The sequence below is a fragment of the Microvirga sp. KLBC 81 genome (assembly GCF_003075415.1).
Classification (GTDB): domain Bacteria; phylum Pseudomonadota; class Alphaproteobacteria; order Rhizobiales; family Beijerinckiaceae; genus Microvirga.
Genome location: NZ_QDAH01000002.1, coordinates 91026 through 117864, shown reverse-complemented (window position 1 = coordinate 117864; position 26839 = coordinate 91026). Strand labels below are relative to the sequence as shown.

The 26839-nt window shown below is 61.7% G+C and carries 30 protein-coding genes, 1 tRNA gene and 2 pseudogenes; 16 read left to right on the top strand and 17 right to left on the bottom strand.

What is annotated here, in order from left to right; genetic code table 11:
• From DC522_RS02140 to DC522_RS02120, 5 genes are all read right to left on the bottom strand, one after another.
• The gene (locus tag DC522_RS02140; RefSeq protein WP_245443913.1) at nucleotides 1-1206 is read right to left on the bottom strand and encodes a glycosyltransferase; all 1206 of its coding nucleotides are present in this window, start codon (nucleotides 1204-1206) and stop codon (nucleotides 1-3) included.
• A gap of 209 nt (nucleotides 1207-1415) precedes the next feature.
• A complete protein-coding gene (locus DC522_RS02135) occupies nucleotides 1416-1727 on the bottom strand; it encodes a polyhydroxyalkanoic acid system family protein (RefSeq protein WP_116527048.1) in 312 nt (103 codons plus the stop codon).
• A 56-nt stretch (nucleotides 1728-1783) separates the two neighbouring features.
• Nucleotides 1784-2089, bottom strand: coding sequence for a hypothetical protein (locus DC522_RS02130; RefSeq protein ID WP_116527047.1), 306 nt, complete (start codon nucleotides 2087-2089; stop codon nucleotides 1784-1786).
• Between the two features lie 102 nt (nucleotides 2090-2191).
• The gene (locus tag DC522_RS02125) at nucleotides 2192-2548 is read right to left on the bottom strand and encodes a hypothetical protein (RefSeq protein ID WP_116527046.1); all 357 of its coding nucleotides are present in this window, start codon (nucleotides 2546-2548) and stop codon (nucleotides 2192-2194) included.
• Nucleotides 2549-2628: 80 nt separating this feature from the next.
• Nucleotides 2629-3042, bottom strand: a complete 414-nt coding sequence (locus DC522_RS02120; protein ID WP_245443911.1) for a septal ring lytic transglycosylase RlpA family protein — start codon at nucleotides 3040-3042, stop codon at nucleotides 2629-2631.
• Between the two features lie 300 nt (nucleotides 3043-3342).
• On the opposite strand from DC522_RS02120, the gene DC522_RS37165 reads away from it, so the two are divergent.
• From DC522_RS37165 to DC522_RS02095, 7 genes and pseudogenes are all read left to right on the top strand, one after another.
• Entirely contained in the window at nucleotides 3343-3702 is a 360-nt protein-coding gene (locus tag DC522_RS37165) for a phytoene desaturase family protein (RefSeq protein ID WP_371678664.1), read from the top strand.
• Nucleotides 3703-3937: 235 nt separating this feature from the next.
• A complete protein-coding gene (locus DC522_RS37160; protein ID WP_371678662.1) occupies nucleotides 3938-4285 on the top strand; it encodes a hypothetical protein in 348 nt (115 codons plus the stop codon).
• A gap of 10 nt (nucleotides 4286-4295) precedes the next feature.
• Nucleotides 4296-4517 carry a hypothetical protein gene (locus DC522_RS02110; protein WP_133239214.1) on the top strand — a complete coding sequence of 74 codons (222 nt, stop codon included), beginning with the start codon at nucleotides 4296-4298 and terminating at the stop codon, nucleotides 4515-4517.
• A gap of 373 nt (nucleotides 4518-4890) precedes the next feature.
• Nucleotides 4891-5766: pseudogene (locus tag DC522_RS02105) on the top strand (phytoene desaturase family protein); the annotation flags it as partial.
• 104 nt (nucleotides 5767-5870) lie between these two features.
• Nucleotides 5871-6041: a hypothetical protein gene (locus DC522_RS34570; RefSeq protein ID WP_165820016.1), complete on the top strand. Its 171-nt coding sequence runs from the start codon at nucleotides 5871-5873 to the stop codon at nucleotides 6039-6041.
• A pseudogene (locus DC522_RS02100) lies at nucleotides 6038-6697 on the top strand (FAD-dependent oxidoreductase); the annotation flags it as partial. The gene DC522_RS34570 and the pseudogene DC522_RS02100, both read left to right, overlap by 4 nt.
• 50 nt (nucleotides 6698-6747) lie before the next feature.
• Entirely contained in the window at nucleotides 6748-7143 is a 396-nt protein-coding gene (locus DC522_RS02095) for a hypothetical protein (protein ID WP_371678727.1), read from the top strand.
• Here DC522_RS02095 and DC522_RS02090 read toward each other — a convergent pair.
• A complete protein-coding gene (locus DC522_RS02090) occupies nucleotides 7122-8543 on the bottom strand; it encodes an MATE family efflux transporter (protein ID WP_116527042.1) in 1422 nt (473 codons plus the stop codon). The two genes, DC522_RS02095 and DC522_RS02090, sit on opposite strands and share 22 nt — an antisense overlap.
• A 142-nt stretch (nucleotides 8544-8685) precedes the next feature.
• On the opposite strand from DC522_RS02090, the gene DC522_RS02085 reads away from it, so the two are divergent.
• Together DC522_RS02085 and DC522_RS02080 are read left to right on the top strand one after the other, a co-directional pair.
• A complete protein-coding gene (locus DC522_RS02085) occupies nucleotides 8686-9663 on the top strand; it encodes an amidoligase family protein (protein ID WP_165820015.1) in 978 nt (325 codons plus the stop codon).
• The gene (locus DC522_RS02080) at nucleotides 9660-10361 is read left to right on the top strand and encodes a gamma-glutamyl-gamma-aminobutyrate hydrolase family protein (protein ID WP_116527040.1); all 702 of its coding nucleotides are present in this window, start codon (nucleotides 9660-9662) and stop codon (nucleotides 10359-10361) included. Before DC522_RS02085 ends, DC522_RS02080 begins: the two co-directional genes overlap by 4 nt.
• Here the strand turns inward: DC522_RS02080 and DC522_RS02075 are convergent, their stop codons facing one another.
• Nucleotides 10362-11846: a response regulator gene (locus DC522_RS02075; RefSeq protein ID WP_133239213.1), complete on the bottom strand. Its 1485-nt coding sequence runs from the start codon at nucleotides 11844-11846 to the stop codon at nucleotides 10362-10364. It abuts the gene before it with no gap.
• 135 nt (nucleotides 11847-11981) lie between these two features.
• Here DC522_RS02075 and bglX point away from each other — a divergent pair, with 135 nt between their 5' ends.
• The 4 genes from bglX to DC522_RS02055 all read left to right on the top strand — a co-directional run bounded on the left by bglX (nucleotide 11982) and on the right by DC522_RS02055 (nucleotide 17277).
• Nucleotides 11982-14222, top strand: a complete 2241-nt coding sequence (bglX, locus tag DC522_RS02070; RefSeq protein ID WP_116527038.1) for a beta-glucosidase BglX — start codon at nucleotides 11982-11984, stop codon at nucleotides 14220-14222.
• A gap of 76 nt (nucleotides 14223-14298) precedes the next feature.
• A complete protein-coding gene (locus DC522_RS02065; protein WP_371678657.1) occupies nucleotides 14299-15105 on the top strand; it encodes a YoaK family protein in 807 nt (268 codons plus the stop codon).
• Nucleotides 15106-15257: 152 nt separating this feature from the next.
• Nucleotides 15258-16373: an alanine dehydrogenase gene (ald, locus tag DC522_RS02060; RefSeq protein WP_116527037.1), complete on the top strand. Its 1116-nt coding sequence runs from the start codon at nucleotides 15258-15260 to the stop codon at nucleotides 16371-16373.
• A gap of 64 nt (nucleotides 16374-16437) precedes the next feature.
• Complete coding sequence (locus DC522_RS02055) at nucleotides 16438-17277, top strand: DUF1206 domain-containing protein (RefSeq protein WP_116527036.1); 840 nt, start codon at nucleotides 16438-16440, stop codon at nucleotides 17275-17277.
• A gap of 91 nt (nucleotides 17278-17368) precedes the next feature.
• Here DC522_RS02055 and DC522_RS02050 read toward each other — a convergent pair whose 3' ends face one another.
• The 10 genes from DC522_RS02050 to DC522_RS02005 form a co-directional block, all read right to left on the bottom strand.
• Nucleotides 17369-17572, bottom strand: a complete 204-nt coding sequence (locus DC522_RS02050) for a hypothetical protein (RefSeq protein ID WP_133239212.1) — start codon at nucleotides 17570-17572, stop codon at nucleotides 17369-17371.
• A 269-nt stretch (nucleotides 17573-17841) separates the two neighbouring features.
• A complete protein-coding gene (locus tag DC522_RS02045; RefSeq protein ID WP_116527034.1) occupies nucleotides 17842-18744 on the bottom strand; it encodes an energy transducer TonB in 903 nt (300 codons plus the stop codon).
• 9 nt (nucleotides 18745-18753) lie between these two features.
• Entirely contained in the window at nucleotides 18754-19200 is a 447-nt protein-coding gene (locus DC522_RS02040; RefSeq protein ID WP_116527033.1) for a biopolymer transporter ExbD, read from the bottom strand.
• Nucleotides 19200-19880: a MotA/TolQ/ExbB proton channel family protein gene (locus DC522_RS02035; RefSeq protein ID WP_116527032.1), complete on the bottom strand. Its 681-nt coding sequence runs from the start codon at nucleotides 19878-19880 to the stop codon at nucleotides 19200-19202. The genes DC522_RS02040 and DC522_RS02035 overlap by 1 nt, the downstream gene beginning before the upstream one ends.
• Before the next feature lie 65 nt (nucleotides 19881-19945).
• Nucleotides 19946-20425 (bottom strand): hypothetical protein, encoded by a 480-nt coding sequence (locus DC522_RS02030; protein ID WP_116527031.1) that lies wholly within the window; start codon nucleotides 20423-20425, stop codon nucleotides 19946-19948.
• Nucleotides 20426-20717: 292 nt separating this feature from the next.
• On the bottom strand, nucleotides 20718-21467 hold the full coding sequence (gene fhuF / locus DC522_RS02025) for a siderophore-iron reductase FhuF (protein ID WP_116527030.1): 750 nt from the start codon (nucleotides 21465-21467) through the stop codon (nucleotides 20718-20720).
• Nucleotides 21464-22720, bottom strand: coding sequence for an MFS transporter (locus DC522_RS02020; RefSeq protein WP_245443904.1), 1257 nt, complete (start codon nucleotides 22718-22720; stop codon nucleotides 21464-21466). The genes fhuF and DC522_RS02020 overlap by 4 nt, the downstream gene beginning before the upstream one ends.
• Before the next feature lie 5 nt (nucleotides 22721-22725).
• Entirely contained in the window at nucleotides 22726-24816 is a 2091-nt protein-coding gene (locus DC522_RS02015; protein WP_116527029.1) for a TonB-dependent siderophore receptor, read from the bottom strand.
• Nucleotides 24817-25164: 348 nt separating this feature from the next.
• Nucleotides 25165-25241: transfer RNA gene (locus DC522_RS02010), tRNA-Arg, on the bottom strand.
• 339 nt (nucleotides 25242-25580) lie between these two features.
• Nucleotides 25581-25979, bottom strand: coding sequence for a hypothetical protein (locus tag DC522_RS02005; RefSeq protein WP_245443902.1), 399 nt, complete (start codon nucleotides 25977-25979; stop codon nucleotides 25581-25583).
• 145 nt (nucleotides 25980-26124) lie between these two features.
• On the opposite strand from DC522_RS02005, the gene DC522_RS02000 reads away from it, so the two are divergent.
• The 3 genes from DC522_RS02000 (at nucleotide 26125) to DC522_RS01995 (ending at nucleotide 26828) form a co-directional block, all read left to right on the top strand.
• A complete protein-coding gene (locus DC522_RS02000) occupies nucleotides 26125-26337 on the top strand; it encodes a sugar phosphorylase (RefSeq protein ID WP_116527028.1) in 213 nt (70 codons plus the stop codon).
• 126 nt (nucleotides 26338-26463) lie between these two features.
• Nucleotides 26464-26610, top strand: coding sequence for a hypothetical protein (locus tag DC522_RS34565; RefSeq protein ID WP_165820013.1), 147 nt, complete (start codon nucleotides 26464-26466; stop codon nucleotides 26608-26610).
• Complete coding sequence (locus tag DC522_RS01995) at nucleotides 26607-26828, top strand: hypothetical protein (RefSeq protein ID WP_116527027.1); 222 nt, start codon at nucleotides 26607-26609, stop codon at nucleotides 26826-26828. The genes DC522_RS34565 and DC522_RS01995 overlap by 4 nt, the downstream gene beginning before the upstream one ends.
• Nucleotides 26829-26839: the final 11 nt, after the last annotated feature.

The following is a 26839-nucleotide window of genomic DNA, read 5'->3' as shown; positions in this document are numbered from 1 at the left end:
TCACTCCGCGGGCGTGGTGGCATAGACGGAAAGGGAGGCCGCGGCAGGACGGTCCGCCGTCGTTTCACCTGTGGCGTCGAGCATGAGCTTGTGCATGGAGGCCCAGGTCTTGTCCCATGATCCTTGAGCGAGATGACGGTCGACCTTGGCAAGCCAAGCCTCTTTCGGCCTGCCTAAGATGGTCTCGACCTTGGCGACCACCTCCTCGGCACTGCGCGCGATCTCGACGAGACCCTTTTCACCGTAGGGCTTCACCACATCCGTGATAGGCGTCGAGACGACCGGCACACCGGCGGCGAGGAATTCGGGTGTCTTGGTCGGGCTGATGAATTTCGTTGCTTCGTTGAGCGCGAAGTTCATGAAGCCTACATCCCAGCCCGAAAGATAATGTGGCAGCTCACTGTAGTGTTTGCCGCCAAGCCAGTGAATGTTAGGGCGGTGTGGCAGGATGGCGGGATCGATCTTCACCACCGGACCGATCATGACGAACTGCCAGTCGGGGCGAAGATCTGCGACTTCGGTCAGAAGGTCGATGTCCATGCGCTCGTCCACCACGCCGAAGAAGCCAAGACGCGGATGCGGAATATGCGCCTGATCCTCCGGATCTTCGTGGATCGCGCGCGCCTGCGAGAAATGGTTGAAGTCGATGGACGACGGGAAGCCGTGAACGCTGCGGTGGCGGCTCTTCTTGGCTTCATAAAGGCTCATGCCGCCGGTGAAAACGAGATCACAGCGCGAGAAAAGCGCGCTCTCAAGATCGAGCAATTGCTGAGACGCCCCGCGGAAGAGCGACAGTTCGTCCATGTTATCATAGACGCACAGATCGCATTCGAAATCGCTGGTGAAAGCCATGGCCATCGGCGTGTAGTACCAGAACACGCGCGAGCCGTTGGCCTCCCGTCCGATCAAGGTCTCTATCAGGTCGTGCTGCTCGGCGATAACGTCCTCGTGCGAGAGACTCTCCGGCAGCATCGGCACGGCGATGGTGACGCCCTGCGGGCGGGTGCTCACGTCCACATGCGGCTTGATGCCGGCTTTGAACATGGGCTCTTCAATAATCAGGACATCGTAATGCTTGACGGCACGGCTAAGCAGATGCTGCGGACGCTGCCAGACGAAATCCCATCGAAGATGCGAGAAACAGACGAGAAGAGGCTTTTCGGAGCTGGCCTGATAGGGTGTACGGAGGGCATGCGGCTGCGTCATCAAACGCTCATGCATAGCGCGATCCTCAAACTACAGATGTGTTATCACGGTCGGACGGAAAATCACAGTCCGGGGCGAATAAAGCGATGACTTTAGTGAAGCGCACCGGAGAAGGGTCACGGGCGCAATCGTTTATTCAACGCCGTGGGTGCTATTCGGTTCCAACTGCATTCATGTTCATGAACGACTATTCATGATGATCGTTCGCATCACTTCTTCTCCAGCATCAGGGTTCCTTGCTTTTGGATGAAGGTCTTTGCCTTTTCAGCAACCATTGCGAGGATCCACGGTAGCTGCACTTCCACCCGCACCTGTTCTTCCATCACCTGGACATTGCCGCTCACGTTCTGGCCCATGGCTCCGACGCGGAAGTCCATGCGGTCTCCGGCCCAGCTTTCATCGATGGACGCAATCTTGTCGCCGAACTGCGATTTGAGGCTGGTCATTCCGCCCTGCAGCCTGCGCTGGGCCTCGGCCTTGCCAAGATTATGAGGAATGGAGACCACGAGAGGTTTGGACATGACGATGCTCCGCTTGTTGAGACGACAAGCGAGGCGACACGGCTCAGGTTCCGCCGTTAGAGCATTTCGACCTTGATGGCGCGGATGACGATGGTTTCCTGCTGGAAGCGGCGCTCAAGCTCCGCGCGGTAGTTTTCCCACCAGGCATGGTCGATTTCGCGCGCCATCACTTCGAACACGACGATATCATCATGGGCGGTATGACCACCCTCTTTCCAGACGCCCTCGGCTGGCGCACGGGTGAAACTGGTGATGCCGCCGAACCGCTCCGACAGTTCGGAGCGAACGCGGCCGTAAGCCTTGCCATCGAAGCGGCGGCCTGCATTGTCGGCCAGCGGCAGAAGGATCTGCACCAGATGCATCGCCTTGATCCTGTGACATGGGACAATCACAAGACTTCTGCGAAGCCCTGTGCGATGTGGCAGGAAATAGTTCAGGAAAGAAGAAAGGCGAGTCCTGAAAGATCAGGCAAGAAGAGCAGCAAAAAGATCCTGATCCGTTTCAGGCCAATCGTCATCAATCCGATAGCGGCTCGACGGCTTCGAGACGCGCCACGGGTGGAGTGTCGATGCCTGGAACGCCTCGGACGGGCGCAGGCGACGTGCCGTGCCGTCGGAAAGTACCTCGTCGATCACGACGAAGCCGAAGATGTTGAGCCTCGTCGCCATGTCCTTGGTTGCCCGGTCATCCGCCGGAACCGGCAGAGAGCCTGCGGCATAGACCGCATCCATGAGGCTCTTCTGATCGCGGCGCGGACTGGCCGACGACCGTGCGCCCGGAAAGCGGATGACGTTCGTCGGCTGAGACGATCTCGATTCCATGTAAGCAACCCTTGGTCCCGAATCGAGCCAAGAATCGCCGCAAGGGATTAAGAAGCGCCTAACTCCATCGAGGTAGGCCCCTAATCGAGCCTGTGCAGGGAGACATAGCCGGTACCGGTGGCGGTCAGACCCAGCGCCTGGGCGGGTCCCTTAGCCAGATCGATGATGCGCCGGTGGGCGAATGGTCCGCGATCATTGACGCGAACAACGACCGAGCGGCCATTCGTTTCATTGACGACCCTGAGCCTCGTGCCGAAGGGCAAAGAGCGGTGGGCCGCCGTCATGTCGTAGGAGTTGAACCGCTCACCGCTGGCGGTCTTCCGGCCGTGGAAGCCGGGGCCATACCAAGAGGCGGTGCCCCTCTGAAATTCCCGACCCAGGCTGGCTTGCGAGATGGATCCCGTCGTCGTGGGATCGTTAGAAGCAGTCGTATTGCATGCAGCAACGAATAGAAGTGGCGCCATTGCTGACACGCGGGTGAGAATGTTCTTCAAAAATGGTCTCCCCTTCCGTTTCAATTGGAAGTGAAGCTCATCTTTAAAAAGGCAAGAATAAGGCACTTCGATTTTTGCGTTACGATCTCATACTTTTGCGCCAGGGGATTAACGTGAACTATAGCCTGGACTCAGGACAAATCAGCGGGATATAGCCTGGATATAGTTTCGTTATCCTGCGGTAATTTTGAAAATTTTACCCCTTTTGGGAGCCTTGCCTCTGGCCGCCGAACTCGGCTGTTCTAGTTGGGATGGATTACGGGTTTTCCTGCAACCAGCAGCACCGAGGGTTGCCGATCCATGCCGAATGCCTTGCACTCGCCGCGTGTGGCCGTCGTCGGCGCAGGCCCTGGCGGCCTTGCCATCGGCGGTTGCGGCGCGGTATCGGAAGCCATGGCGAAGGTCGCCCGCAAGATGGGTGTCCATATTCGGCTCGATACTCCGGTGGACCGCATTCTCTACGAAGGTGGCGAGGCTGTTGGCGTCGAAACCGGCGGCGAGCATTTTGCGGCGGGCGCCATTGTCGTCAACGGCGATTTCGGCCATGCCATGAATCGTCTCGTGCCGCAGACCTTGCGCCCACGGTGGTCAAACAAGAAGTTCAGCCGCGCCAAACTCTCGTGCTCGACCTTCATGCTCTATCTCGGCATCCGAGAGTGAGGTGGGGGACCTCTCACATCACACGATTCTTCTTGCCCGCGATTACGAGCGCAATATTCGCGAGATCACCGGAGGTGTTATGCCAGAAGAGCCTTCGATTTATGTGCAGCATGCCGGTGCGACGGATTCGTCGCTGCCCCCCAAAGGTCACACGAGCCTCTACCTGCTCATGCCAGTTCCGAATTTGCGCTGTAACATCGACTAGCGGCACGAGGCAAAACGCTACCGCAGAATCGTGCTCGAGAGATCGAAGCTCCTGGGCCTCACGGACCTCGAAGGCAGGATCCGCTTCGAGCGTATGGTGACGCCGCGCGGCTGGCAGGACGAGTTCTCCGTCTTCGAGGGCGCAACCTTCAGCCTCGCACACAATCTCACCCAGATGCTCTATTTCCGGCCGCACAACCGGTTCGGTCGCAACGTCTACCTGGTGGGCGGCGGAACGCATCCCGGCAGCGGCCTGCCGGTCATCTACGAGGGTGCGCGCATCACCACACGCCTCCTGTTGGAAGACTGGGAACGCCGACGTGCCGGATGGCGCGAGCGGGAACCTGAGACGCAAGCAATCCGCGAGGCCACTTCATAGGGGAGAAGGAATGAGACGCGTTGGGTGGATTTTGGGTTTCGTTCTCATCGCGTCCTCCGCCCAGGCCGCCACCCTCACCATACGCGCAGAAGGTGTCGGCTCCACGCAGGGCATGGTTTATGCCGGCATCTGCGACACCAGCTTCGAGGAGATCACCTGCCCCTACAGGGACCGAGAAACGGCGAAGGCCGGCGCGGTCCACCGAATTTCGAAGCAGCCCGCATCATCGTGAAAGATCCCTCGACGATGATCGTGATCCAGATCCGGTAAGTTTCCCATGCTGTGGCGCGCCTATGCTGTCCTCCCCCATGGTGGAGATCGCATGGGCTTTCGCCCCTGGCGCAGGCCGGGGCCTCCGCTGCTCTATTATACCAACGATGTGCGGGGTCCTCTTCGCTGCCGCAGGCTTCGATCCTGTCATCCGCGCGCCGGAGGGCACGTGATGCACATGATCTGCGCCCGTCGTCCCATGATCATGAGGTCACCTTGAACCGCGTTTGGCGCTTCCTAGAACCAGAGCTTCGAGCCATGCGCACGACTAGGGGAAAAGGCCTGAGAGCCTTTGCGCCAACGTTTCATGGCCGGGATCTGACGGGAGGACCTTCGTGAGCGCTCAAGGAGCTTCTGTTGCCGCGATCGGCGGGGGTCTGGGCGGCAAGCCAGCAGTGCTGCACGAAGGCGGCTTTCGCTTCGACATGGGCCCGACGATCCTCACCGTGCCACGTGTTTTGGAGCGCATCTTCGCAGAAGCCGGACGCAATTTAAGCGATTATCTCGACCTCGTGCGGCTGGATCCGCAATGGCGCTGTTTCTTCGATGACGGCACGCGGATCGACCTGCAGGAAGACATCGATGCCATGGATCGCTTCGTGTCCGGCAGGGGCGCTGGCGAGGGCTACAAGCGCTTCCAGGAAATCTCGGCGCATCTTCTCGACATTTCCAATCGCTTCTTCCTCTGAAAACCGGTGGAGGACCTGTTCGACACCATCAACATCCGCGCCAACATGAACCCTGCCACCCTACGGGATGTGCTGTCCCTGCGCATGGGTTCGTCGGTTGCCGGCATCATACGCTCCAAGGTGAAGGACAAGCGTCTGGCGCAGATGCTCGATCATTTCACGCAATATGCGGGCTCTTCTCCCTACGGCTCGCCCGCCGTTCTCTGCGCCATCGCGCATATGCAGGCGGCAGATGGCGTGTGGTATCCCATGGGCGGCACGCGCGCGGTGGCCGAGGCGCTGATGAAGCTCGCGGCCGAACTCGGTGCGGCCTTCAAGCCCGCATCGGACGTGACCTCCGTGCAGATCGAGGATGGCGCGGTCAAGGGTCTTGTGCTCGCCAATGGAGATGCCGCGGCTTACGACAGCGTCATCTCCAACATGGATTCCATTCGCACCTATCGCGAGCTCGTGGGCGGCGAGGTGGGCGAGCATTACGCCCGAAAGGATTTCGAGCCCGCCTGCTCCGGCGTCGTGCTCTATCGGATGCGCCGGCGGCCGTCCTCGTCGCCGATCCACGCTTCGCCCGCGTGTGCGAGACTTTGGCCGATGAGGCCCGTGCAGGCATTGCCGCCGCGGACGAAGCCTTGACGCGCCTTGATCGGGCCGACCTCGAACCCGCGATCCTGATGATGGAAAACTACCGTCGCGTTCTCGAACGGCTCACCGACCGCGGCTCGGGCACACGCCAGGGAAAACTCCAGCTGACAGCGACAGACAAATTGCACCTCCTCACCCGCGCCATGAGGCCCGCATGACGGCAAGACGCATCCATATCATCGGAGCCGGCATTGCCGGCCTGAGTGCCGCCCTCGCCGTGACGAAGGAAGGCGGGGAGGTCATTCTCTATGAGGCGGCCCCGCATCCAGGCGGGCGCTGCCGCACGCTGCATCCGGCCGGTGGCTTTTCTCACGACAACGGCACCCATGTGCTGTTCACGGCGAACCGGCATGCGCTGAACCTCCTCAAAGCCGTTGGGGCGAGAGACAGATGGATCGAACCGGAGCCGAAAGGACTTCCCATTCACGATATGCGCGCAGGAACCAAGCGACGCATCGGTCTGTCGCCCTGGTCCTGGCTGTGGCCGTCGCGACGCCCGAAAGGCCTGGGCCTCGCCGATCTCTCGCGCATCGTGCGCCTCGCCTTTCCGGCGCAGGAATGCTCGGTGGCCTCCATCATCTGCGACAGGCCCATCATGGACAGCCTGATCGGCCCTCTCACGGTCGCCGTTCTCAACACGCCGCCGAATGTCGCCTCCGCCAAGCGGCTTGCTCTCGCATTACGGCGTCTGCTGTGGCCACGCTCAGGCAGGCTGCTGGTCGCGAAGAATGGTCTAAGCGAGGATTTGATCCAACCAGTGGTCGCAACCCTGAAGGCACACGGTGTCTCTATCCTGACAGGACAGCGCCTGAGACAGCTTCTGACCAATGATCGGCGCGTCATCGGCTTGAGCCTTTCCCCGCCATCCAGGGACCGGACACGAAGACGATCTGCTACGCCACGCAGAACCGCCAACTCGCCGTGCGGGTCATCGCCAAACGGGCCGAGCGCATCATCGTGTGCGGTGCGCGCAATTCATCGAACACGAATCGTCTCCGCGAAGTGGCGGAGAGCGAGGGGCGGCCCGCGCTTCTCATGCAGGATCCGAAGGACCTGACGCTCTCCTTCATCGACGGAGCGGCAGTGATCGGCCTCACCGCTGGCGCGTCCGCGCCGGAGGAGCTGGTGCAGGGGGCTCTCGCCCTGCTTGCGCAGTGGCGGCGGATCACCGTCGGGGAAGTCCACGTGACCCATGAGGGCATGCAATTCGCACCGGTCGATCTCTCAAAGCTGATCGCTCAGCTCGCGAATGCCTCCTGAACATCCTGCGGCACGGCCGTGACCAAGCCGAGCCGGTCGCGGCGCACCCAGCGCCAGAGCATCAGGGAGGCGACGACGCCGAGCCCCGTCGCCAGGCCGATCCAGATGCCGATGCCGCGAAGCGGCGTGCCGAAGGCCAGGATCACGCCGAGTGGCAGGCCGATGCCCCAGTAGCCGAAGGCCGCATAGAGCATCGGCACCCGCGTATCCTGCAGGCCGCGCAGCATGCCCGCACCCACAGCCTGCGACGCGTCGGCGAGCTGGAAGATCGCCGCCATGACCAAGAAGGAAACGGCAAAGCCGATCACCGGCGCATTCTTTGGGTCGCTGAGATCCAGGAAGGCACTCAGCAGCAGGTGCGGGGCAAAAAGCATGAGAGACGCGGTGACGATCATGAAGCTCGCGGCAAGAGCAAAAGCCGTCCAGCCCGCCCGCGTCACGCCCGCTGCATCCTGCGCACCATAGGCACGGCCCACGCGCACCGTTGCCGCCTGGCTTAAGCCGAAGGGGACCATGAAGCAGAAGGAGGCGATCTGAAGCGCGATGGCATGGGCGGCCAGTTCATTGGCGCCGATGCGCCCCATGAGGAGGGCCGCCGCGTTGAAGATCGTCACCTCGAAGGCGAGCGTCAGGCCGATGGGCACGCCGATGCGCCAGAGCGTCCGATAGCGCGGCCAATCGGAACGCCAGAAGCGGCCGAAGATGTGGTAGCGATTGAGCTTTGGATCGAGGCCGATCACGAGGGCCAGAGCGACGAACATGAAGGTGCTCGACACAACCGTGCCCACGCCCGCGCCGATCAGGCCAAGATGTGGCATGCCGAACTTGCCGAACATGAAGCAATAGGCGGCTCCTAAGTTCACCGGAACGGCGAGAACGCCGATGATGAGCGGCCAGCCGGGACGCTCCAATGCTGCCAGGAACGAGCGCAGCACGAGATAGAGCAGGAACGGCAGCAGGCTCCATTGGAGCGCGCGCATGTACTCACCCGCCTCGTGCGCGAGCCTCGGCTCCTGTCCCATGGCGAGCAGGATGATTTCGCCGTTCCAGGAGACGATCCAGATCGGCACCGCGACAGTGAGCGCCGCCCAGAATCCCTGCCGCACCGTCCGGCGCACCTCGCGGACGGAATGACGCCTGCGACCCAGCTCCTCGGCGATCAGAGGCGAGGTTGCGCTCATGAGGCCGATGCCGAAAATCAGGAAGGCGAAATAAAGATTCGTGCCGAGGGCGCCGGCCGCCAGGGCATCGGAGCCGAGCCATCCCATGAGGATGACATCCGATGTCATCAGGGCGTTCTGCGCCACGTTTGTCAGAATCAGAGGCCAGCCCAAAGACAGCGTCGCCCGCAGCTCCGCCAGCCAGGCGGATTTATCAAATGTCTCATTTTTCGCGATCATGGTGGCGGGTTTTACCCAAACGAAGCCTCGAAAGCCACACCACGGCCCTGAAAAGAGGGGGGAAAGCAAAAACAAGGAACTCAGCTACACCGCGCCCGTTCACTCCCACGCCTCACGCTTTCGTGTTCTGCCGGAGTTCTCGATGGCGCAGACTGCGCTTCCCACGTCGATCGATTTTCTTGCGCCTCCCGTGCTTTACAACGAGCAGGGCGAGGTGCGCACGGTCGGGGTGGAGATCGAATTCGTCGGGCCTTCCGCCGAGAAGACGGTGCAAGCCTTGCAGGAAGCGCTGGGCGGCCGGCTCATCGAGGTGGACCCGCATTCCTTTGCCTTGAAGGATTCCGCTATCGGCGAGCTAACGGTCGAGCTCGACAGCCGCATCCTGCATCCAGGCAAGAGCGCAGGCAGCCAGAAAGGCGTGCTGCCCAAGATCGCGGCCCTCTTCGGCTTTGCCGCAAGCTATCTCGTGCCCTGCGAGCTGGTGACGGCACCGACCCCCATCGACCGCCTGCAGGAGCTCGACCGTATTCTCGGCATCCTGCGCAAGCTCGGCGCGAAGGGCACCCAGGATGCGCCCTTCTACGCCTTTGGTCTTCACTTCAATCCGGAAATCCCGCGCCAGGATGCTCAGACCCTCGCAGCCTTCATGAAGAGCTTCGTGCTCCTGAATCCCTGGCTGCGCCGCGAGGTCTCGCCCGACCGCACACGCAATCTCCTTGGCTTCGCCGATCCGTTCCCAGCGGATTACGTGCGCATGATCGTCTCGCCCGATTACTGGCCCGACATCCCGCGTTTCATCGATGATTATCTTGAGGCGAACCCCACCCGCAACCGGGACCTCGATCTGCTTCCGCTCCTGCATCATCTCGACCGGGACCGCGTGCGCGCCGTGCTGCCAAACGAGAAGATCAACGCACGGCCGACCTTTCACTATCGGCTCCCCGATGCACGCGTGAGCGACCCGGGCTGGAGCATCGCGCCGGAGTGGAACCGCTGGGTGACCGTGGAGCGCTTGGCTGTCGACCGCGAGAAACTCGACATGGTGGGCAGCACCTATCTTGCCTTCGAAGGCGAGGACAAGAGCTGGGCCAACGTGGTGGAGCAGGTCGTGCGGTCATGACGAGGCCTTTGATCGGCGTTACCACCTCAAGACTTGGCGGCTGGCGCAGCTACCTCATGCATCGCCTGGCACTCGCCCGCGTGGGTGCGCGCTCCGTCCGCCTCGTGCCAGGCGAGCCCCTGCCCGAGGAGCCGTTGCAAGGCCTTGTCATCGGCGGCGGCGACGACATCGGCGCGGAAATCTATGGCGGGAAGGTCCTGCCCGACGTGCGCATCGACCCGGAGCGCGACAAGATGGAATTGTCGCTGTTGCGGGCCGCATTACCTCAGCAGCTCCCGATCCTCGGTATCTGCCGGGGCTCGCAGATGATTAACGTGGCCCTGGGCGGAACCCTGCACACGGATATCTACGAGGTCTATGTTCAGGCGCCGAAGATGCGCACGGTTCTGCCGAAGAAGCGTGTGGCCATCGAGCCGGATTCCCGGCTGGACAGGATCCTGAGCTGCAATCCCTGCCTCGTGAATGCATTGCATCATCAATCCGTGGATCGGCTCGGCGAGGGCTTGAAGATCGCAGCGCGCGACGAGAGCGGGATCGTTCAGGCCATCGAGAACGAGAAGGCACCATTCCTCATCGGCGTCCAATGGCATCCTGAGCTTCTGGTCTGGAAGAAGCCGCAACAAAGGCTTTTCGCTGCGCTCGCGCGGGCGGCAGAAGAGGTTGCAGTTCCTTTGACGGCTGCGGCCTTGGCCTCGTGATCAGCTCACGCGCTTCGTCGTGCGCGGGAACAGCGGCACGACTTTGTCGTCATCATCATGCGGCGTCAGATGGCGCTGGATCACAGCATGCAGATCGCGGCTGATGATGGGCTTCTGCAACAGCGGGAACTCGCTCGCATCACCCGCCGCGATCGGATTACCTGTGATCAGCAGAACGGGAAGCCCGGGGAAGATCTGGCGCACTTCGCGGGCCAGCATGACACCGTTCATGGTACCCGGCATGGCGATATCGGTCAGTACGAGACCGGGCCTGCGCGCATTCAGGCTCTTGATGGCCTGCGCGGCATCGGTGGCGATGCTGGTAACATAGCCGAACTCTTCCAGGGTGGATTGCAGAGCGAGAGCAACCTCGAGCTCATCGTCGACGATGAGGACTTCCGCATTGTGTCGCATATCCTCGCTCGGCAACTCATCATCACCGATGGCTCCGAAAGGCAGCATCGTCGCGGCCTGGGCACGCGGCAAGTATAACGTGATCGCCACATCCACGCCGCTGCGCGAAACCTTCGAGGCTCCGCCGATGCCTTGCAGGAAATGCAAGCTGCGGTTCAGGCGCAGCCATGACGACACATCGATGTCCTGCAGCGTGAAGGCCGGCTCTGCAGTCTCATCCAGATCTATGGAATTTTCTCCGGCAATGCTGCGGATCGTGAGCTGAACAAAGTCGCCCTCGATCTCCAGGTTCGGGAGAGAGCCCTTCTCGACCTGCGCGTTCTGCGCTTCGAGGGAGATCGTACCGCCCTGGGTCAGAGCATCGCGCACATAGGCGCTCAAGGTCACGATCGCCGTTTCGATATCGTCTGAATCGGCCTCGACCGGCCAGAGTTCCTCGTCCAACGATACACGCAGCTCCACGGTGTCACGCAGGAGGGACCGTCCCATCAAGGCCGCTACTGAATCAATTCTCTCGGACAGGTCGAGATATTGGACCTTCGGCTCACTCTGCCGGGCGAAAGCGGCGGACTTGGCGATGAGTTTGGCAGCCTGATCGGATGCCACGAGTGCCGACAGCAGCTTGCGCTGGATCGATGGTTGATCCTTCATCTGTCGGGCAACCGCATCGATATTCGCGCTGATCACCATGAGCTTGTTGTTGAGATCATGAGTGATTCCGTCCCGCAGACGGTCGACGGCCTGAGCCTTCTGAGTGCGGCGCAGAGCCCCGTCGTCCTCGACGGGAGATGGTTCTTCAGGAGAATGGAGTGCCACCTGCGCCGCAGCCGGCTCGACGGTGACGGCATCAAAGACGGATGCATCATCGACAACCAGCTTCCTTCGCTTGAGAACCCGGCGGACTTGCCGTCCAACCAGCGAAGGAGCACCCGCTGCAACAAACAGGAAGAGGGCCAGCGCGACGGCAAGAGTTTCCGAGTTTCGTGTATAGGCAGCCCCTGCCAGCGCCAGACCTGACAGAATCAGGGCGCAGGACAGGATCAGAAAGGACAACCTCAGGATCGCTGGCACCGGTTGCTCGCGTTTCTCACAAACCCATTGACCTGGCGCCCGCAAGGCGCCACTTCGGGACGTTATCTTGTGTAGCACGAATGCATGACAAGCGAGACAGCTCTCGCAATAAAGTTATCATTCCGGATTAAGGAGATGAATGTGCGGCTTTCTTATGTCCTTAGGCTTCTGTCAGCCCTGGCCGTGTCCAGCCTGTCCCTGAAGGGAGTTACAGCGCAGGAGGCGATCGAGCGCCGCGTGAACGAGTTGCTCGGGCAGATGACCCTGGAAGAGAAAGTCGGACAGCTGAACCTCGTCTCGCACGGCCCCCCTCTGCGCTGGGAAGATATTTCCGAAGGTAAGGCCGGAGCGGTGCTGAACTTCAACAATGCCGAGGACGTGGCCCGGGCACAGGCGCTCGTCCGGCAATCGCGGCTCAAGATTCCACTGCTCTACGGCCTCGACGTCCTACACGGCTTCCGTACACAATTCCCCCTTCCTTTGGGAGAAGCTGCAGCCTTCAGCCCGCGCATTTCGTTTCTCGCTTCCGAGTGGGCCGCGAAGGAAGCGTCCCACGTGGGCGTGAACTGGACCTTCGCGCCCATGGCCGACCTCTCGCGCGACAGTCGCTGGGGCCGCATCGTCGAGGGCTTCGGCGAAGATCCCTATCTCGGCTCCGTGCTGACGGCCGCGCGGGTGGAAGGTTTCCGGAAAGGCGGTCTTGCCGCTGCCACGAAGCACTTCGCAGGCTACGGTGCGCCCCAGGGCGGACGCGACTACGACACCACCTACATCCCGCGGGCGGAGATGTACGACACCTATCTCCCCTCGTTCCGCGCTGCAGCAGAGGCCGGATCGGCGAGCTTCATGGCTGCCTTCAATGCGCTCAATGGCGAGCCCTCGACAGCGAATGCATGGCTTTTGACCGACGTGCTGCGCAAGCAATGGGGCTTTGACGGTTTCGTCACCTCTGACTGGGTCGGCATCGGTGAACTGGTGAACCACGGTATCGCGGCCGATGGCGCCGAGGCGGCGCGCAAAGCGATCCTGGCCGGTGTCGATATGGACATGATGGGTCAGCTCTACATCAAGCACCTGCCCGACGAGGTGCGCGCCGGCCGCGTGCCGGAAAGCGTGATCGATGAATCGGTCCGCCGAGTCTTACGCACCAAGATGCGCCTCGGCCTCTTCGATCAGCCCGCCATCGATCCCAAGCGCACGGATGCAAACTTCCCCTCCAGGGAAGCGCGCCAGGCGGCGCGTGAGGTTGCGCGCGAAACCCTCGTGCTATTGCAGAACAAAGGCGACCTGCTGCCTGTGAAATCCGGCACTCGTTCGATTGCCGTCATCGGCCCCCTCGCCGATGCGCCTCAGGACCAGATGGGCCCGCACGCCGCCCGCGGTCACAAGGAGGACAGCGTCACGATCCTTCAGGGCATCCGCCAGCGTGCACAATCCGCCGGGATCGCGGTGAACCATGCGCCTGCCTGCGATCTCATGTGCCGCTCGACGGAGCAGCTGCCCGCAGCCATCGAGACTGCAAAGAAGGCCGATCTCGTGATCGCCGTGTTCGGCGAGCCGCAGGAGCTTTCGGGCGAGGCGGCCTCTCGGGCCTATCTCGATCTCAGCGGCAGGCAGAAGGAGATCCTGGAGGCGCTCGCTGATACAGGCAAGCCGATCGCGCTCGCGATCATCGGCGGTCGCCCTCAGATCCTGAACTCGCTGGCCGAGCGCATCCCGTCGATCGTCATGGCCTGGTATCCAGGCACGGAAGGCGGCAATGCCGTGGCCGATGTGCTGTTCGGCGACGTCAGCCCGAGCGGCAAGCTTCCGCTCACGTGGCCGCGCGCTACGGGTCAGCTGCCCATGTACTACAACCGCCTGCCCTCGAGCCGCCCGACCCTTCCGAACAATCGCTTCACGCTGCAATACATCGATGAAGCAATCGCGCCGCTCTATCCGTTCGGCTGGGGCCTCAGCTACACGCAGTTCGCGTATTCGGACGGGACCATTGGACAAAAGCAGCTCGATGCGGGTCAGATGCTGGACGTATCCGTGAACGTGACCAACAAGGGATCACGGGCCGGACAGGAAGTGGTGCAGCTTTATATCCGCGATCCGGTGGCAAGCCGCAGCCGTCCTCTGCGCCAGTTGAAGGCCTTTGAGAAGATCAGTTTGAATCCGGGGGAAACGAAGCGCGTGACTTTGCGCGTCCCGGTCGAATCCCTGGGCTTCCATCTCGACGACGGCACCTATCTGGTCGAGGCGGGCGAAATCCAGGTTTTCGTCGGTGGAAGTTCTCTGGCCGAACAGGTCGGCGAGGTGGAGATCGTGAAGACGATCAGCCTGCCGCCTGAGGAACGGCGCGCCTCCGCCGCGACAAGCGTTGCCCAGTAATCTTGACCGGGCCGCCCGAAGTCTCTTCGGGCGGCTTTTTGATTGGTGGACCCCGCCAGTCCGGCGCAGTAATGTCATGCCGATGGACGTACAGCTGAGACACGCCAGGCACCGTATCGCCGCCGCCCGAACTTTCAGGTCGGTGAAGGCGATTGCTGCTTCTGAGCGGACAGGCACAGCAGATACGCTCCTCGGCATGGCGCTCACCTTCATCGCGGGCGCGATCAATGCCGGCGGCTTTCTCGCCGTCGGGCAATACACGTCGCATATGTCCGGTATTCTCTCGTCCATGGCGGACAATCTGGCCCTGGGCAGCGCGACGCTCGTTGCGGTCGGCCTTGCAGCATTCGCTCCCTTCGTCTCAGGGGCGGCCTGCTCCGCCATGCTGATCAACTGGGGCAGGCGGCATCATCTCGGCAGCCGCTATGCCCTGCCCCTGATGCTGGAAGCCGTGCTTTTGTGCATTTTCGGCCTGTTGGGCCGGATGGCGCATCCCTCGCCGCAATTCGTTGCGGGCGCCATACCGCTTCTTTGCTTCATCATGGGCCTGCAGAATGCCACGGTGACGAAGATCTCCGGCGCGCGCATGCGCACGACCCATGTCACCGGCATCGTGACCGATATCGGCATCGAACTCGGCAAGCTTTTTTACTGGAACCGTAGCGGGCATCTCGACGGGCTCGTGATGGCAGACCGCGAGAAGCTGCGTCTGCTGCTCCTGCTGCTCGCCTCGTTCTTCACCGGCGGCGTCACAGGCGCCATCGGCTTCAGCCATCTCGGCCTTCTGTTCTCCCTGCCCTTTGCCCTGCTGCTCGTGCTTCTGGCCGGACCACCCCTCGCGGAGGACCTCATCGGCCGCGCCCGGCCCTCGCGCCGCCGGTAAAAGCCCCTTTCCATTGCCAGCACCTTTGCCAGCCCCTGCCAAAGGACTATGCTCAAGCTAGCGCTATGCGCGGCAGCCAAATGTGCATGGTGCTCATAAAGGAGGAGCCGGGCACGTTTGCCCGGTCAAAAGCATAAAGGTTGGAACAAACCATGCGTATCGGCGTGCCGAAAGAAATCAAGAACCACGAGTACCGCGTTGGCCTCATACCCTCATCCGTCGTAGAGCTCGTCCATCACGGTCACAGCGTGACGATCGAGCGCGGCGCGGGTCTGGGCGCGGGCGTGACGGATCGCGAATATGAAGCCGCAGGTGCGGTCATCGTTGACGGGCCGGACCGGATCTTCGCAGAGGCGGACATGGTCGTGAAGGTGAAGGAGCCCCTGGCGGAGGAGCGCAGGCGTCTTCGCCCTGGCCAGGTTCTCTTCACCTACCTCCATCTCGCGCCCGACCTGGAGCAGACCAAGGATCTCATCAAGAGCGGCGCCACCTGCATCGCCTATGAGACGGTGACGTCGGCATCCGGCGCCCTGCCATTGCTGACGCCCATGTCGGAGGTCGCCGGACGTCTCGCGCCGCAAGTGGGTGCGCATTGTCTCGAGAAGGCACAAGGCGGGCGTGGCGTTCTGCTCGGCGGCGTGCCCGGCGTGCCTGGGGCCGAAGTCGTCATCCTTGGCGGCGGCGTGTCTGGGACGCATGCTGCCACGATCGCACTCGGCATGGGTGCGCATGTCACGGTGATCGACCGCTCGGCCGATGTGCTGCGCCGCCTGTCGGCCCAGTTCAACGGGGCCGTGCGCACCGTCTTCTCCACGCGCGATGTCATCGCCCAGGCGGTTACGAACGCCGATCTCGTCATCGGCGCCGTTCTGGTGCCAGGAGCCGCAGCCCCGAAGCTGATCACGGCCGAAATGGTGCGGCAAATGAGGCTGGGCTCCGTCTTCATCGACATTGCCATCGATCAGGGCGGATGCTCCGAAACATCGCGGCCCACGACCCATTCCGCCCCGACCTACATCGTGGACGACGTAGTCCATTACTGCGTCACCAACATGCCGGGGGCAGTGGCCCGCACCTCCACGTTCGCGCTCAACAACGTCACCCTGCCCTTCACCCTCGCGCTGGCGGACAAGGGATGGCAACAGGCCCTGAAGGACGACCGTTTCCTGCGTGACGGACTCAACGTCCATGCCGGTAAAATCACTTGCCGTCCGGTCGCTGAGGCGCATGGTCTTGCCTATACGCCGGCCGAGGAGATCCTCGGCTAACACGAATGCAAGGAACATCGAACGAGGCGTGACAGTTCACCCGTGACAGAGTGGAGCGTTACCCATGCCTCGTTTGAACAGCAACCCCGTCGAAGTCCTGGCCCGCTTAGGATACGGCGCACGTGGGGCTGTCTATGGCCTCGTCGGCGGTCTGGCCCTTCTCGCCGCGATCGGTTCGGGCGGTCAGACCGGCGGCAGCCGGAACGCATTGCAAACCCTTCTCTCGCAGCCCTTCGGCAAGATCTGGCTCGCTCTGATCGCCGTCGGCCTGTTCGGCTTCTGCGCCTGGCGCGTGGTGGAAGCCCTGACCGATGCTGACCATCGCGGATCGGACATGAAGGGCTGGAGCGTTCGAGGCGCACATCTCGTCAGCGGCGCCATCTATGCCGGTCTCGCGATCTATGCCGTAAGCCTTGCCCTTGGACGCGGATCCGGCGGTGGAGAAGACCAAGCCGCTCAGGATTGGACGGCCTGGCTCATGAGCAAGCCCTTCGGATTATGGCTTGTGGGCCTCATCGGCCTCGCGGTCGCGGCGACAGGTCTCGGCTTTGCCTGGAAAGCCTGGCGCGGTGATGTCGCTCAGCGTCTTTCGCTGCCGGCCGACAAGCGGCAATGGGTGATCTCCCTCGGGCGCATGGGATTTGCCGCGCGCGGCGTCGTCTTCGTCATCATCGGCGGCTTTCTCATCCTCGCCGCGCTTCACAGCTCTTCTTCAGAGGTCCAAGGTCTCGGCGGCGCTTTGCAAACCTTGCAGCAGCAACCCTATGGCTGGGTGCTGCTGGCGTTGACGGCCATAGGCCTCTTCGCCTTCGGCATCTTCGGCCTCGTGCAGGCGCGCTACCGTCACATCGATGCTCCCGATGTCGATGACGCGAAAGCAGCCGTGGCGCAGATGGGGCGTTGATACGGGCTCAACCTGATCGCTCACGACACGTGCTCAGTAACGAGGGCGCTCAAAAGGGGAAACCTCCTGAGCGCCTTTGTGCATGATTGCCTCAAGCGTTCCGTCCCGCGAGACCATTCCAGTCCGCATCGTGAAAATCTTGATTGGCCCAATAGTAGCCGCGCTCGATCATGGCGATCTTCTGCTCCGCAAGGCTGACCAGAACACTGTCAGGTGCAGAATGTCTCAGCTCGCGCAACGCGTCCTTGATCTCGCTCAGGGCATGGGTGATGACCATCGGAACCTCACCCCCCATCAATTTCTGCTCCAACACCATCGGCAATGCTCCACATAACTGCAGTGGATGGCCCATGTCCTTTTGGCCTGCGGATCTCACGACCAGCCAAAAGCCGAACCCATCGCACGCGATCAGACGAGCAGATCACCGTCGGATCGACTGCTTCGGTCATGAGCTTAAGCGCCTCAAGAAGACGTCATGCTTACGGTCACATTACAGGTGTGTAATGCAGCTGTCGTTTCCGGGAGGTGTGCCCGGTCACATGACAAGCGCGCTGCAGGCTCTTCTCACCGGAGATTGAAACGAAGAGGCACCGTGAAGGTCAGTTGCTGCTGCGGAAGCGCATCCGGCGCTGAAGGCAGTGCGGTTCCAGGTACCGCTGTCGCCAAGGCGGCTTGGTCGAGAATATTGTTTCCCGTGCTGCGCACCAATGATGCGCTGACGATGCGGCCGGAGCGCTGCATCGTGAAGCGGATGGTTGCCACGCCCGACACTCCCTGCAGGCGTGCGGCATCAGGATAGCGGAGACGGCTGCGCAGGGCGGCAGCCAGTCGAGCCGCATAGCGGTTGATCACGTTCGGATCCGCGGAAGCCGCGGCCCCTCCGGTGTTCTCGCTTGACGAGGCGGCCTGCTGCTGCGGAGACGAAGAGGCAACGTTCTTCTTCAGCGTGGGCTTACGCGGCTTGGGGGGATCCTTGCGCTCCGTCTTGGTCTGCGCAGGCGGCTTCACCGGTTCCTGGGCAGACTTTTGCTCCACAATCTCCTCTGGCGGAGGCAGGGCCTCGACCAGGTGGGGCTCGGGAGGAGGCGCGGGCTCAACCGGCTTTTCCTCGACAGGCGGAGGCTCCGGCGTCTTCTCAGGCGGATTGGTCTCCGCCACCTCTTTAGGGGGTGGAGTTTCCTCTTCAGCCGGCTCGGAGATGGGCTCGGGCGGCTGAACCTCCGTTACCTCCGGAGGAGACTCGGCGACCGGCGTCGCCTCTGCAGGAGTGAGAGTCTCCTCGAATGCCATCGCAGGAGCCAGATCGATGGTGATCTCCTGCTCGCCAGGCGGGCTCTGGACATCCCGGGATGTCCAGTTCGTCAGGGCGGCCAGAGCGCCGGCATGCAGGATAAGGGCGGCCAGAAAGGCAGCACCGATCCGCCTTTGGCCCATCATCGGCCCTGTGTTCTGAATCGCTAAAGGCATGGACTACCGTTATTGCGGAGCTGTTCCGCCGGGCGCCTGCGCGATGAGCGAGACCTTGCTGAAACCCGCAGCGCTGACCTGACCCATGATTTCGATGATGCGCCCGTAGGGAACGCTCCGGTCGCCGCGCAGCAGGACGACCTGGTCCGGGTCCTGCGCAGCAAACTCCTTCAGGCGCGACAGCATCGTTTCCGGCAACAAGGGCTCCTTGTCGAGGAAAGGCTGACCATTCTGATCAATGCTGACGACGACGGGTTGCTTCGGCTGCGAAACTTTCGGCGCAACCGTCTTCGGCAATTGCACTGGAACGCCGACGGTCATGAGGGGCGCGGCCACCATGAAGATGATGAGCAGCACCAGCATAACATCGACGAGCGGCGTGACATTGATCTCGGAGAGAGGCGCGGCTCCGAACTCGTCGTCCGCCTCGTGCGGGCGGATTGGACCCATTCCCATTATTCAGCAGCCTCCGTCCGCAGATGAGGCTTGCGGTCACGCGCAAGGCGATCACCGAGGGCCGTCATCCCCGCTGCAAAGGATTGCTGCACACGTCCTAAATCGGTTGTCAGCTTGTTGTAGGCGATCACCGCAGGAATCGCGGCGACGAGTCCGATGGCGGTTGCGAACAGGGCTTCGGCAATGCCGGGCGCCACGACGGACAGGCTGGAGTCCTGGCTCTTCGCGATGGCCGAGAACGAGTTCATGATGCCCCAGACCGTACCGAACAACCCAATGAACGGCGCCGCCGATCCTGTGGTCGCGAGGAAGGGCAATCCGGTCTGGAGTTGGCGCATGTCGATCGAAAGCGCGGCCCGCATGGCACGCTCGATCCGCTCGCGCCGCTCGGCCCTGGTCTCGGAAGGATCCTGATCGCGCCAGGCCTCCTGCGCCGCTGCCATGATGCGTCCAATCGATCCGGGCATTTGCGGCTGAAGCTGCCCGCCAGCACGTGCCATCGCCTCAAAAGAGCGGGCCTGGCGCCGCAAAGCAATCAGGCGCAGAATCCTGTCGAAGATGATCGTCCAGCAGCCGAGCGATGCCAGCACCAGGAGAATCATAACGCCTTTGACGATGGGATCAGCCTGCAGAAACAACGCAAGGAATGACAGATCATGCGGCGTGACGGTCTCAATCATAGCGACAGTCTCACTTTAGTATCGGGAATGATGGCGACAGCATGCAATGTCCACATGCCGCCGCTCTAATGAATGGACGCGCGGTTGGCTTGCGAAGCGCTCGGGGCAAGACGGGTTTGCAACTGGTTGAGCCTTTCAGCCGCGCTCGAAACGGTATCGCAAAGGCAAGTGGCCACCCCTCCCATCAATGCCGCCGCCGCTTCATGGGCGTCGGAGGAGAAGCCGTGGCGAGCATAGGCAATGATCTTGATGAGGCGTTCTTCATCTGCGGTCGTCCGACAGCAGGTCGCCGGCAGGAAGCGCCATTCCCTCATGCATTCGCGGCGGATAGAGCGCATGATTCCTGTCATCGTGGCAACGAACTGCGGACCCTCGATTGGACCCAGTGCCCGCTCGGCAGCGTCATGGGCCGCATCCCAGCAGGCCACGTCGCTCGTCATGTAGCCGGCTGCTACGAAACGAAGAACCGCAAGCGCCAGCACTTCGGAATCGTCCGCGCAGACATCGGCAACGCGGTTCAGGTGATGTTGATCGTGACGGCACATGTCTTCACCCATCGTGCAAGAGCGCTGCGGCTACAGACTTGTTTGCCTGCAGGCCAGTAACGCCAGGGGTCTCTTGACTGCGAGATGCAATTCCGAACGGTTGCCAAGAACCGAAGTCAATTTTTAGTATCAGGAACTAAGTTTACGGGTCAATGACATAAGGGAAAGTCAGAGCACTTCTAAAAAGCCGTTTATCCTGTTGTGAGAAAGCTCGAATTTTCTTCCCTAAAAACCTTCCAGACTAAAAATTTACTTGCCGATATGGCAAAGGCGGCCACACTCGTCTCTCGGCTCAGATCAACTTGTCTTCGGATGAATTCGTCTTGCGTATCTTTGCCTCTGCAAGCGGGCAGAGAGAGCCGCAATCCTCAAAGCCTGGCAAAAGGTAGCGCAGGCAACAAACCTTGCGTCTTCGCGCAAGCGTCCCCTCATCCTCGCAACGGAGAACCATCCCGTGCATCGGATTGGGCCGCCCTTTTGCATCGGTGCGGCACTCCAGCAAGGCGCGGCCTTCGTTCAGGAGTGCTTGGCTCGGGTTGAGCGCTTCCGCCTGCTCAAGCGCCCACTCGAAGGTTGCAGCGGCGTTGGCCCAGAGAAGACGCCGTGACACGCGAAAACGATCGGCAAAATGCTCGACCAGGGGCTCGATGTGCCCCTCGAAGAGACGAGAGAAGCGACCCGCTTCTCCCACACATCCTTCCCTGCCATCGTCGGGAAGAACGATAGCGGCTGTCCGTCCCTCTCCGTTGAGAGCGATGCTTACATGATCCAGCTCCAGCGGCAGCTCTCTGTCGAGCAGCAGGATTGCGGCCGTGGCTGGAACAATGAGAATGCCGAAGTGCCACTGCGTCCACATCGAGACGATCGCGCGGCGATCCGCTCCCGGAAAAGTCTTGGCATAGTGGCGCAAGAGCTCGTCTGCGATGCCGCCATCGAGCAGATCGCGACCGGAGAGAGTGGTTGGGTGCTCGCCCGGAAGAGCCAATCCGTCCTTGTACCACTGGAAAGACCCCGTGAAGCCGGGCGCAAGGGAGGGGATCATCGCGCGTGGGACGCCGCGTGTGCGGCCGGAGTGCTCTCGTGCCGGCTCCGGGCTTCACCCGAGCGCCTGCTCAGGAATGCAACCGGAGCCGCTGCCGCGAGAGCAAGAACACCATTAAGGCCGAAAAAGACGCCGTATCCGTGATTCTGCGAGATCCATCCGGCTCCTACACCGCCCGCCATGCTCACGAGAGCATCCATGCATTGCAGGAGCGTGAAGTCGACGCCGGCCTGACGTGGATCCGAGAGCGACATGAATTGCGCGTAAAGGGCCACGAAGCCGAGCGCCAATATGCCGGAGGAGCTTGCAAGGGCAAGCACGAGTAGAATGCCCTGAGGCGCGCCACCGGACCGAGCGGCGAGTGCGAGACCGCACAGGGCGAGGGCCTGCAGCACGAGCGCGAGAAGCATGACGGATCGAGCCCCCCACGCGCGCACCATCGCGCCACCCAGAAGAGCGCAGGCGAAACCGACGATCAGCCCACCAAGGCCATTGAGAATGCCAAGGGACGTCAGGTCCAGTCCTGAATCGATCAGGAAAGGCCCGAGCATGCTCAGGCCCCACTTCTGAGTGAAGGCATAAAGGGCTGACAGTATAAGTCCTTTGCGCATCGAGACGCGTCTAAGCGCATCCCTCAAGGAAGGCTTGTGCACGCGCTCGCAGGCGGAACCTGCGGCGGACGAGAGGACAAAAGGCAACCCGAGCAGCACGAGCAGCACGGCCATGCCGATGGTTGCCCATCTCCAGTCGAAACGCGCAACGAGGATGAGATAGAGCCCCGATCCAACGGCGGCTCCGAGATAAGCCCCTCCAACCTGCGCGGCATTGACCCAGCCGTGATGTCGTTCGGAAAGACCCTCGACGGCTTCTGCATCGCAGGCAATATCGACGGTGGACGCCGCAAAGGCGATCAGCATGAGAAGGCCCAAGAGCGGCATGAAGCCTGTCGGTCCGATCACGCCGAGAAAAACGAGGCCGAGTGCCGAGATCACGCCTCCGACGAAGACGATGGAGCGTGAGCGGTTCGGCCCCACCGGAGGCAGTCTGTAGCGTTCGATGGCCGGAGCCCAGAGGAACCTCAGCACCCAAGGCAGAACGGCAAGATAGGTCAAGCCGATCTGATCGAGCGGCACGCCTCTGTCTCGCAGGACGCTCGGAAGGGCGCTGAATGTCACCCCTCCGATGATGCTTTGTCCCACATACAATCCGCCGAGCGTCAGGACGACGGTGACTGGAGAATGGAGATGCCGCACGACGATCACCAGCGGTAGCGCAGGCTCGCGAGGACCTTGCGGCCTTCGTCGTAGTAGCAATAGCCGGAGGTGCAGACTTGGCTGATTTCATCGAGCAGGTTCGTGGCATTCACCTGGAAGCGCATGCCCTTCATGCTCGGGTCGAGGTTCTCGAGATCGTAGTGGAGCGCCGCATCGAAATAGGTCCGCGCCTCGTTGTCGAGAACGGCCCTGTTGAGATTGTCGCCGAGGCTGGAGCCGACATAGCGCACGCCACCTGCAACACCGAATCCCTTCGCCGCACCCGCCTGGACCGTATAATCGAGCCAGAGCGAGGCCATGTGATAAGGCACGCTCGTGAGCCGGTTGCCCTCCGTCTCAGGCGTCAGTCGTAAGATGCGCGCGTCTGTGTAGGAATAGGACGCCTGAACGTTGAGCCCGTTCGTGAGCGAAGCAACGCCTTCGATCTCGAAGCCTTGCGAGCGCAGATCGAGCTGGACCGCCTCGTTCAAGCCGTTCACCACCTCGAAGACTCGCGCGTTCTCCTGACGAAGATCGAAGACGGCGGCACGCAGCGATGCGTTATAGCCCGGCAGATCATATTTCACGCCGAACTCGACCTGTTCACCGGTGGTCGGCTCCGCAACGGCGCCGGTCACCAGCGTCCCGGGATTCGGCGTGAAGGACGTGCCGTAGCTCACGTAAGGCGCGAGGCCGGAATCGGTGACGTAGCCCAGCGCCGCGCGGCCCGTGAACTTGCCGTCGTCGCGCTTGAACTCCATTCCGCCCGTCTCGTAATTGCTCTCGAGCCAATCATGCCGGCCGCCAAGCGTCAGGCGCCAGTTCTGCCACTTGAGCTGATCCTGGACATAGACGCCCGTGAGCGTCTGAGCCTGACGCGAGCGGTAGAGAAGCTCGGGATCTTCTCCCACCGGAACGCCGCCATAATCTTCCTTGGACCGATAGCGCAGATGGCTCACGTCCAACCCGGTCAGGATCGCGTGGTCGACCTCACCTGTCCTGACACGGCTTTCGAGATGCGTATCGCTCACGATGCCCCAGTTGTTCTCGCGAACGAGACCGGGCGTGCCCACATAGACATATTCCTGGTTCGTACCGAGCGCCGAGAAGCGCGTGCGCTGGCGAAGCGTAAACATCCCGTTGAAGCGGTGCTCGAATTCGGTGCCGATCCGGCCCTGCTGCTGGCTGAAGTCGTTGTAGCGCTCGTCGCCCGCAAAGACTTTCGTCGCGCCGATCGACTTGTAGGAGATGTTGCCCTGGCGATCCACGTAAGGCCCGTAGTCGTTCACATAGGCTGCCGTGCCGCCCGTCGTGGAATCCATATACTCGCCGAGGAGCGTGAAGGTCGTTGCCTCGTTCGGCTTCCATGTGAAAGCAGGCGCGATGAAGACGCGATCATCCTTGACGGCACCGATCCCGGTGCCGGCCTCACGCACGAGACCTGTCAGCCGATAGAACAACGTGTTGTCAGAGGAGACAGGACCGGACAGATCGAAATTGCCCTGCAGACGACCATAGGATCCGGTCTGTACCTCCACCTCGCGGAACGGGACAAAGGTGGGACGCTTCGAGATCAGATCGACAATGCCGCCGGTGCTGCTGGCCCCATAGATGGAAGCGGCCGGTCCACGTAAGATGGCGATCCCTTCAAGCCCGTAGGGCTCGAGGCGCCAGAGGCCATTCGGGCTGTTGACCTGCCGCAATCCGTCGCGGAACACGCCCGTATAGGTAGCGTCGATGCCACGGATCGAGAAGGCGTCATACCGCGGATCGAATCCGTAACCGCCGACGCGGGCACCCGGCGTATATGACACGGCATCGAGCAAGGCCTGAGGCTTGCGATCCTCGAGCTGCTTCTGCGTCACGGTCGAGATCGATTGCGGCGTTTCGAGAAGGGGCGTGTCCGTCTTCGTTGCGCTCCGCGCCGAGGTGGCGACATAGCCGTTCGCCGTCATCGCGCCGGTCTGATCGGCGCCTTGCCCTTGAACGGCAATCTCCTCCAGCTCGATCGCCGGTGTCCCAGCCCCTTGAGCGAGCGCAGCGCTCGAGACCAGCGTGAGAGCTGATGATGTCAGCAAGGCAAGAGGAGACTTCATGACGCAACCCTCAAAGAGAAAATGAGGTCTCGCGCCTAACAGAGCGGCTTAATTTAAGTCAAATACTATGTTTTACAATTATTACAATAAAAATATGCTGTTTAGAAGAACTCTATACTATAGAACTTACAATCTATTGAGATCTTGATTTAAAATAAATTTAAACAAGCGCCGAATGCACCTTCAGTTTCAACGGCCACCCGCGTTCCGGGGTATTGCTCAGGCTTCTCTGGATTCGTGGGCGCATGGCTTGCATGAGCTGCCTGCCGGGATGCGCTCCTTACAAGGAACGGCTCCGCTCCGGGCGGAAAAGCTGCCGTGCTTCAGATGAGAAATGTGAGGAAAAACTGGCGATCCCGGGAAGACTCGAACTTCCGACCTTCGGTTTAGGAAACCGCTGCTCTGTCCTGCTGAGCTACGGGACCGCTTGAGCAAATCGGGTTTAGCATGGTCGTGGCGGGCATTCCAGAGGGTTGCGGGTTACGTTCGGCTCCTCGACTGGCAGCAGCTTCAAAAGGTAGCTGAACAAGCCGCCGTGTCACCGGCCCTCGGCACGGCGGCAGGGTCAGGCTACTAGTGTGTCGCGGCCTCCGGCATGTGCACCGGAAGCATCAGGTGCTCGTAGGGTGTGTCGGGCTACATGATAATGGGTTGGGACGTGTCGGGCTTCGCGTTTCGAGGATAGCCCTCTATCATTCCCTGGCCCTACTACCATGATGTGGGGGCCTGTCTCGATCCGGTTGTTGGCCTCAGGCTTCTGCGCGTCAGGATCGGTGTTGCTGGCGTCCGTGCCACCCGCGAGCATGGAGAGGAAGCCGACCTTGTTTCTCGGCGGCTCCTTCTTCTCGATCCAGGCCTTTGCCCATTCCATCGCATTCCGGTCGCCGCACATGGGGTCGGGCCCCGGCGTGCTCGGATCGTCGGGCAGGCAGGTAAAGCCGTTGGCTCCTTTTGCTCAGCTCCCGCATCTGCCCATCGGCGGATGTCGCCACGATGGCGGCATCCTGGGCGACGGCGGGCGGGGCCGCCGCCATGGCGCTCCTGATGAGATCCTCATCGCTCATGGAAGCTGCCGTGTGCTGATGCTGGGCGGAAGCCGTGCCGATGAAGGCAAAAGCCATGACGCTGCAGGCAAACCATGCGAGAGCGCGATGCCTTTTCATGGCTCACCTCCTGCTTGCTGCGCGGCCGGCTGCCCATCCCACTCCTCCCTTTCGGCACGGAGAACGGGCATCTTGGGCAGCTTTGCCACGCCTGCCGGAACTCCCCACCCATGGATCGGTTTGTGAGAGGAACCGGAGGCATTCCATGGCTCAGACCCTGCGCGATTTTCTCAAAGCTGTTGAGAACCTTCCCCCCGACACCCTGCTCTGCGTCGCGGAGGTGGACGAGGCTTTCGCCTCCCACGTGGAGGAGTTCGAGATCGTCGAGAACGCCAAGCTGCAGAACAAGAAGTCGGAGGCCTCGGAGGCCGTCGAGCTCGGCAATGGCACTCAGACTGTCGTGGTGATCCGCTGGTAGGGCGAAAAGCGTGCCGTCACGCCTGAACCAACGGCAGCGTGATCGATTGACCCCGCGAGCACATGTTCAAGGCGCATGCGTCTTGAGCATTCCCATCGCAGGCAACGAACAATCAGGATCTTCGCGATGACCAAGAACATCCCAGGCTCCCGTGCGAATCCCGAGGGCATTCCTCAGGAAGGCCATGGCGGCTCCAACACCCGGGGCACGCAGCACCAGCAGGGCAAGGACGGCAACGGCGCCCAGAAGCGTCAGCAAGAGAAGAAATCATGAGCAGCACTGGCAACCGCAGCAACCCGAACGAGACCCGCGTGTCGGGTCATCAGGAGGGGCAAACCCAACAGGCCCACACCAACGCCTCCGGAAAGCCCGAGATCGGGCGCCAGGGCGGCGCGACCCACCAGGAAACCCGCGAGCACAACAAGCACAACGAGCCGGGCCAGAGCGGACACAAGCCGCAGAAGCACAGCCCCGCACAGGAAAAGCGCTAGTGTTGCATTCT

Excerpts from the sequence above, each read along its gene's own strand:
- DC522_RS02080 (WP_116527040.1), top strand. The coding sequence starts at position 9,660 with ATGACGAGGCCTTTGATCGGCGTTACCACCTCAAGACTTGGCGGCTGG.
- DC522_RS01995 (WP_116527027.1), top strand. The coding sequence starts at position 26,607 with ATGAGCAGCACTGGCAACCGCAGCAACCCGAACGAGACCCGCGTGTCG.
- ald (WP_116527037.1), top strand. The coding sequence starts at position 15,258 with ATGCGTATCGGCGTGCCGAAAGAAATCAAGAACCACGAGTACCGCGTT.
- DC522_RS02135 (WP_116527048.1), bottom strand. The coding sequence starts at position 1,727 with ATGTCCAAACCTCTCGTGGTCTCCATTCCTCATAATCTTGGCAAGGCC.
- DC522_RS02045 (WP_116527034.1), bottom strand. The coding sequence starts at position 18,744 with ATGCCTTTAGCGATTCAGAACACAGGGCCGATGATGGGCCAAAGGCGG.
- bglX (WP_116527038.1), top strand. The coding sequence starts at position 11,982 with ATGAATGTGCGGCTTTCTTATGTCCTTAGGCTTCTGTCAGCCCTGGCC.
- DC522_RS02015 (WP_116527029.1), bottom strand. The coding sequence starts at position 24,816 with ATGAAGTCTCCTCTTGCCTTGCTGACATCATCAGCTCTCACGCTGGTC.
- DC522_RS02065 (WP_371678657.1), top strand. The coding sequence starts at position 14,299 with ATGCCGATGGACGTACAGCTGAGACACGCCAGGCACCGTATCGCCGCC.
- DC522_RS02085 (WP_165820015.1), top strand. The coding sequence starts at position 8,686 with ATGGCGCAGACTGCGCTTCCCACGTCGATCGATTTTCTTGCGCCTCCC.
- DC522_RS02040 (WP_116527033.1), bottom strand. The coding sequence starts at position 19,200 with ATGGGAATGGGTCCAATCCGCCCGCACGAGGCGGACGACGAGTTCGGA.
- fhuF (WP_116527030.1), bottom strand. The coding sequence starts at position 21,467 with ATGATCCCCTCCCTTGCGCCCGGCTTCACGGGGTCTTTCCAGTGGTAC.
- DC522_RS02090 (WP_116527042.1), bottom strand. The coding sequence starts at position 8,543 with ATGATCGCGAAAAATGAGACATTTGATAAATCCGCCTGGCTGGCGGAG.
- DC522_RS02030 (WP_116527031.1), bottom strand. The coding sequence starts at position 20,425 with ATGTGCCGTCACGATCAACATCACCTGAACCGCGTTGCCGATGTCTGC.
- DC522_RS02035 (WP_116527032.1), bottom strand. The coding sequence starts at position 19,880 with ATGATTGAGACCGTCACGCCGCATGATCTGTCATTCCTTGCGTTGTTT.
- DC522_RS02005 (WP_245443902.1), bottom strand. The coding sequence starts at position 25,979 with ATGAAAAGGCATCGCGCTCTCGCATGGTTTGCCTGCAGCGTCATGGCT.
- DC522_RS02125 (WP_116527046.1), bottom strand. The coding sequence starts at position 2,548 with ATGGAATCGAGATCGTCTCAGCCGACGAACGTCATCCGCTTTCCGGGC.
- DC522_RS02050 (WP_133239212.1), bottom strand. The coding sequence starts at position 17,572 with ATGGGGGGTGAGGTTCCGATGGTCATCACCCATGCCCTGAGCGAGATC.
- DC522_RS02130 (WP_116527047.1), bottom strand. The coding sequence starts at position 2,089 with ATGCATCTGGTGCAGATCCTTCTGCCGCTGGCCGACAATGCAGGCCGC.
- DC522_RS02055 (WP_116527036.1), top strand. The coding sequence starts at position 16,438 with ATGCCTCGTTTGAACAGCAACCCCGTCGAAGTCCTGGCCCGCTTAGGA.
- DC522_RS02140 (WP_245443913.1), bottom strand. The coding sequence starts at position 1,206 with ATGACGCAGCCGCATGCCCTCCGTACACCCTATCAGGCCAGCTCCGAA.
- DC522_RS37165 (WP_371678664.1), top strand. The coding sequence starts at position 3,343 with ATGCCGAATGCCTTGCACTCGCCGCGTGTGGCCGTCGTCGGCGCAGGC.
- DC522_RS34565 (WP_165820013.1), top strand. The coding sequence starts at position 26,464 with ATGACCAAGAACATCCCAGGCTCCCGTGCGAATCCCGAGGGCATTCCT.
- DC522_RS02000 (WP_116527028.1), top strand. The coding sequence starts at position 26,125 with ATGGCTCAGACCCTGCGCGATTTTCTCAAAGCTGTTGAGAACCTTCCC.
- DC522_RS02110 (WP_133239214.1), top strand. The coding sequence starts at position 4,296 with ATGAGACGCGTTGGGTGGATTTTGGGTTTCGTTCTCATCGCGTCCTCC.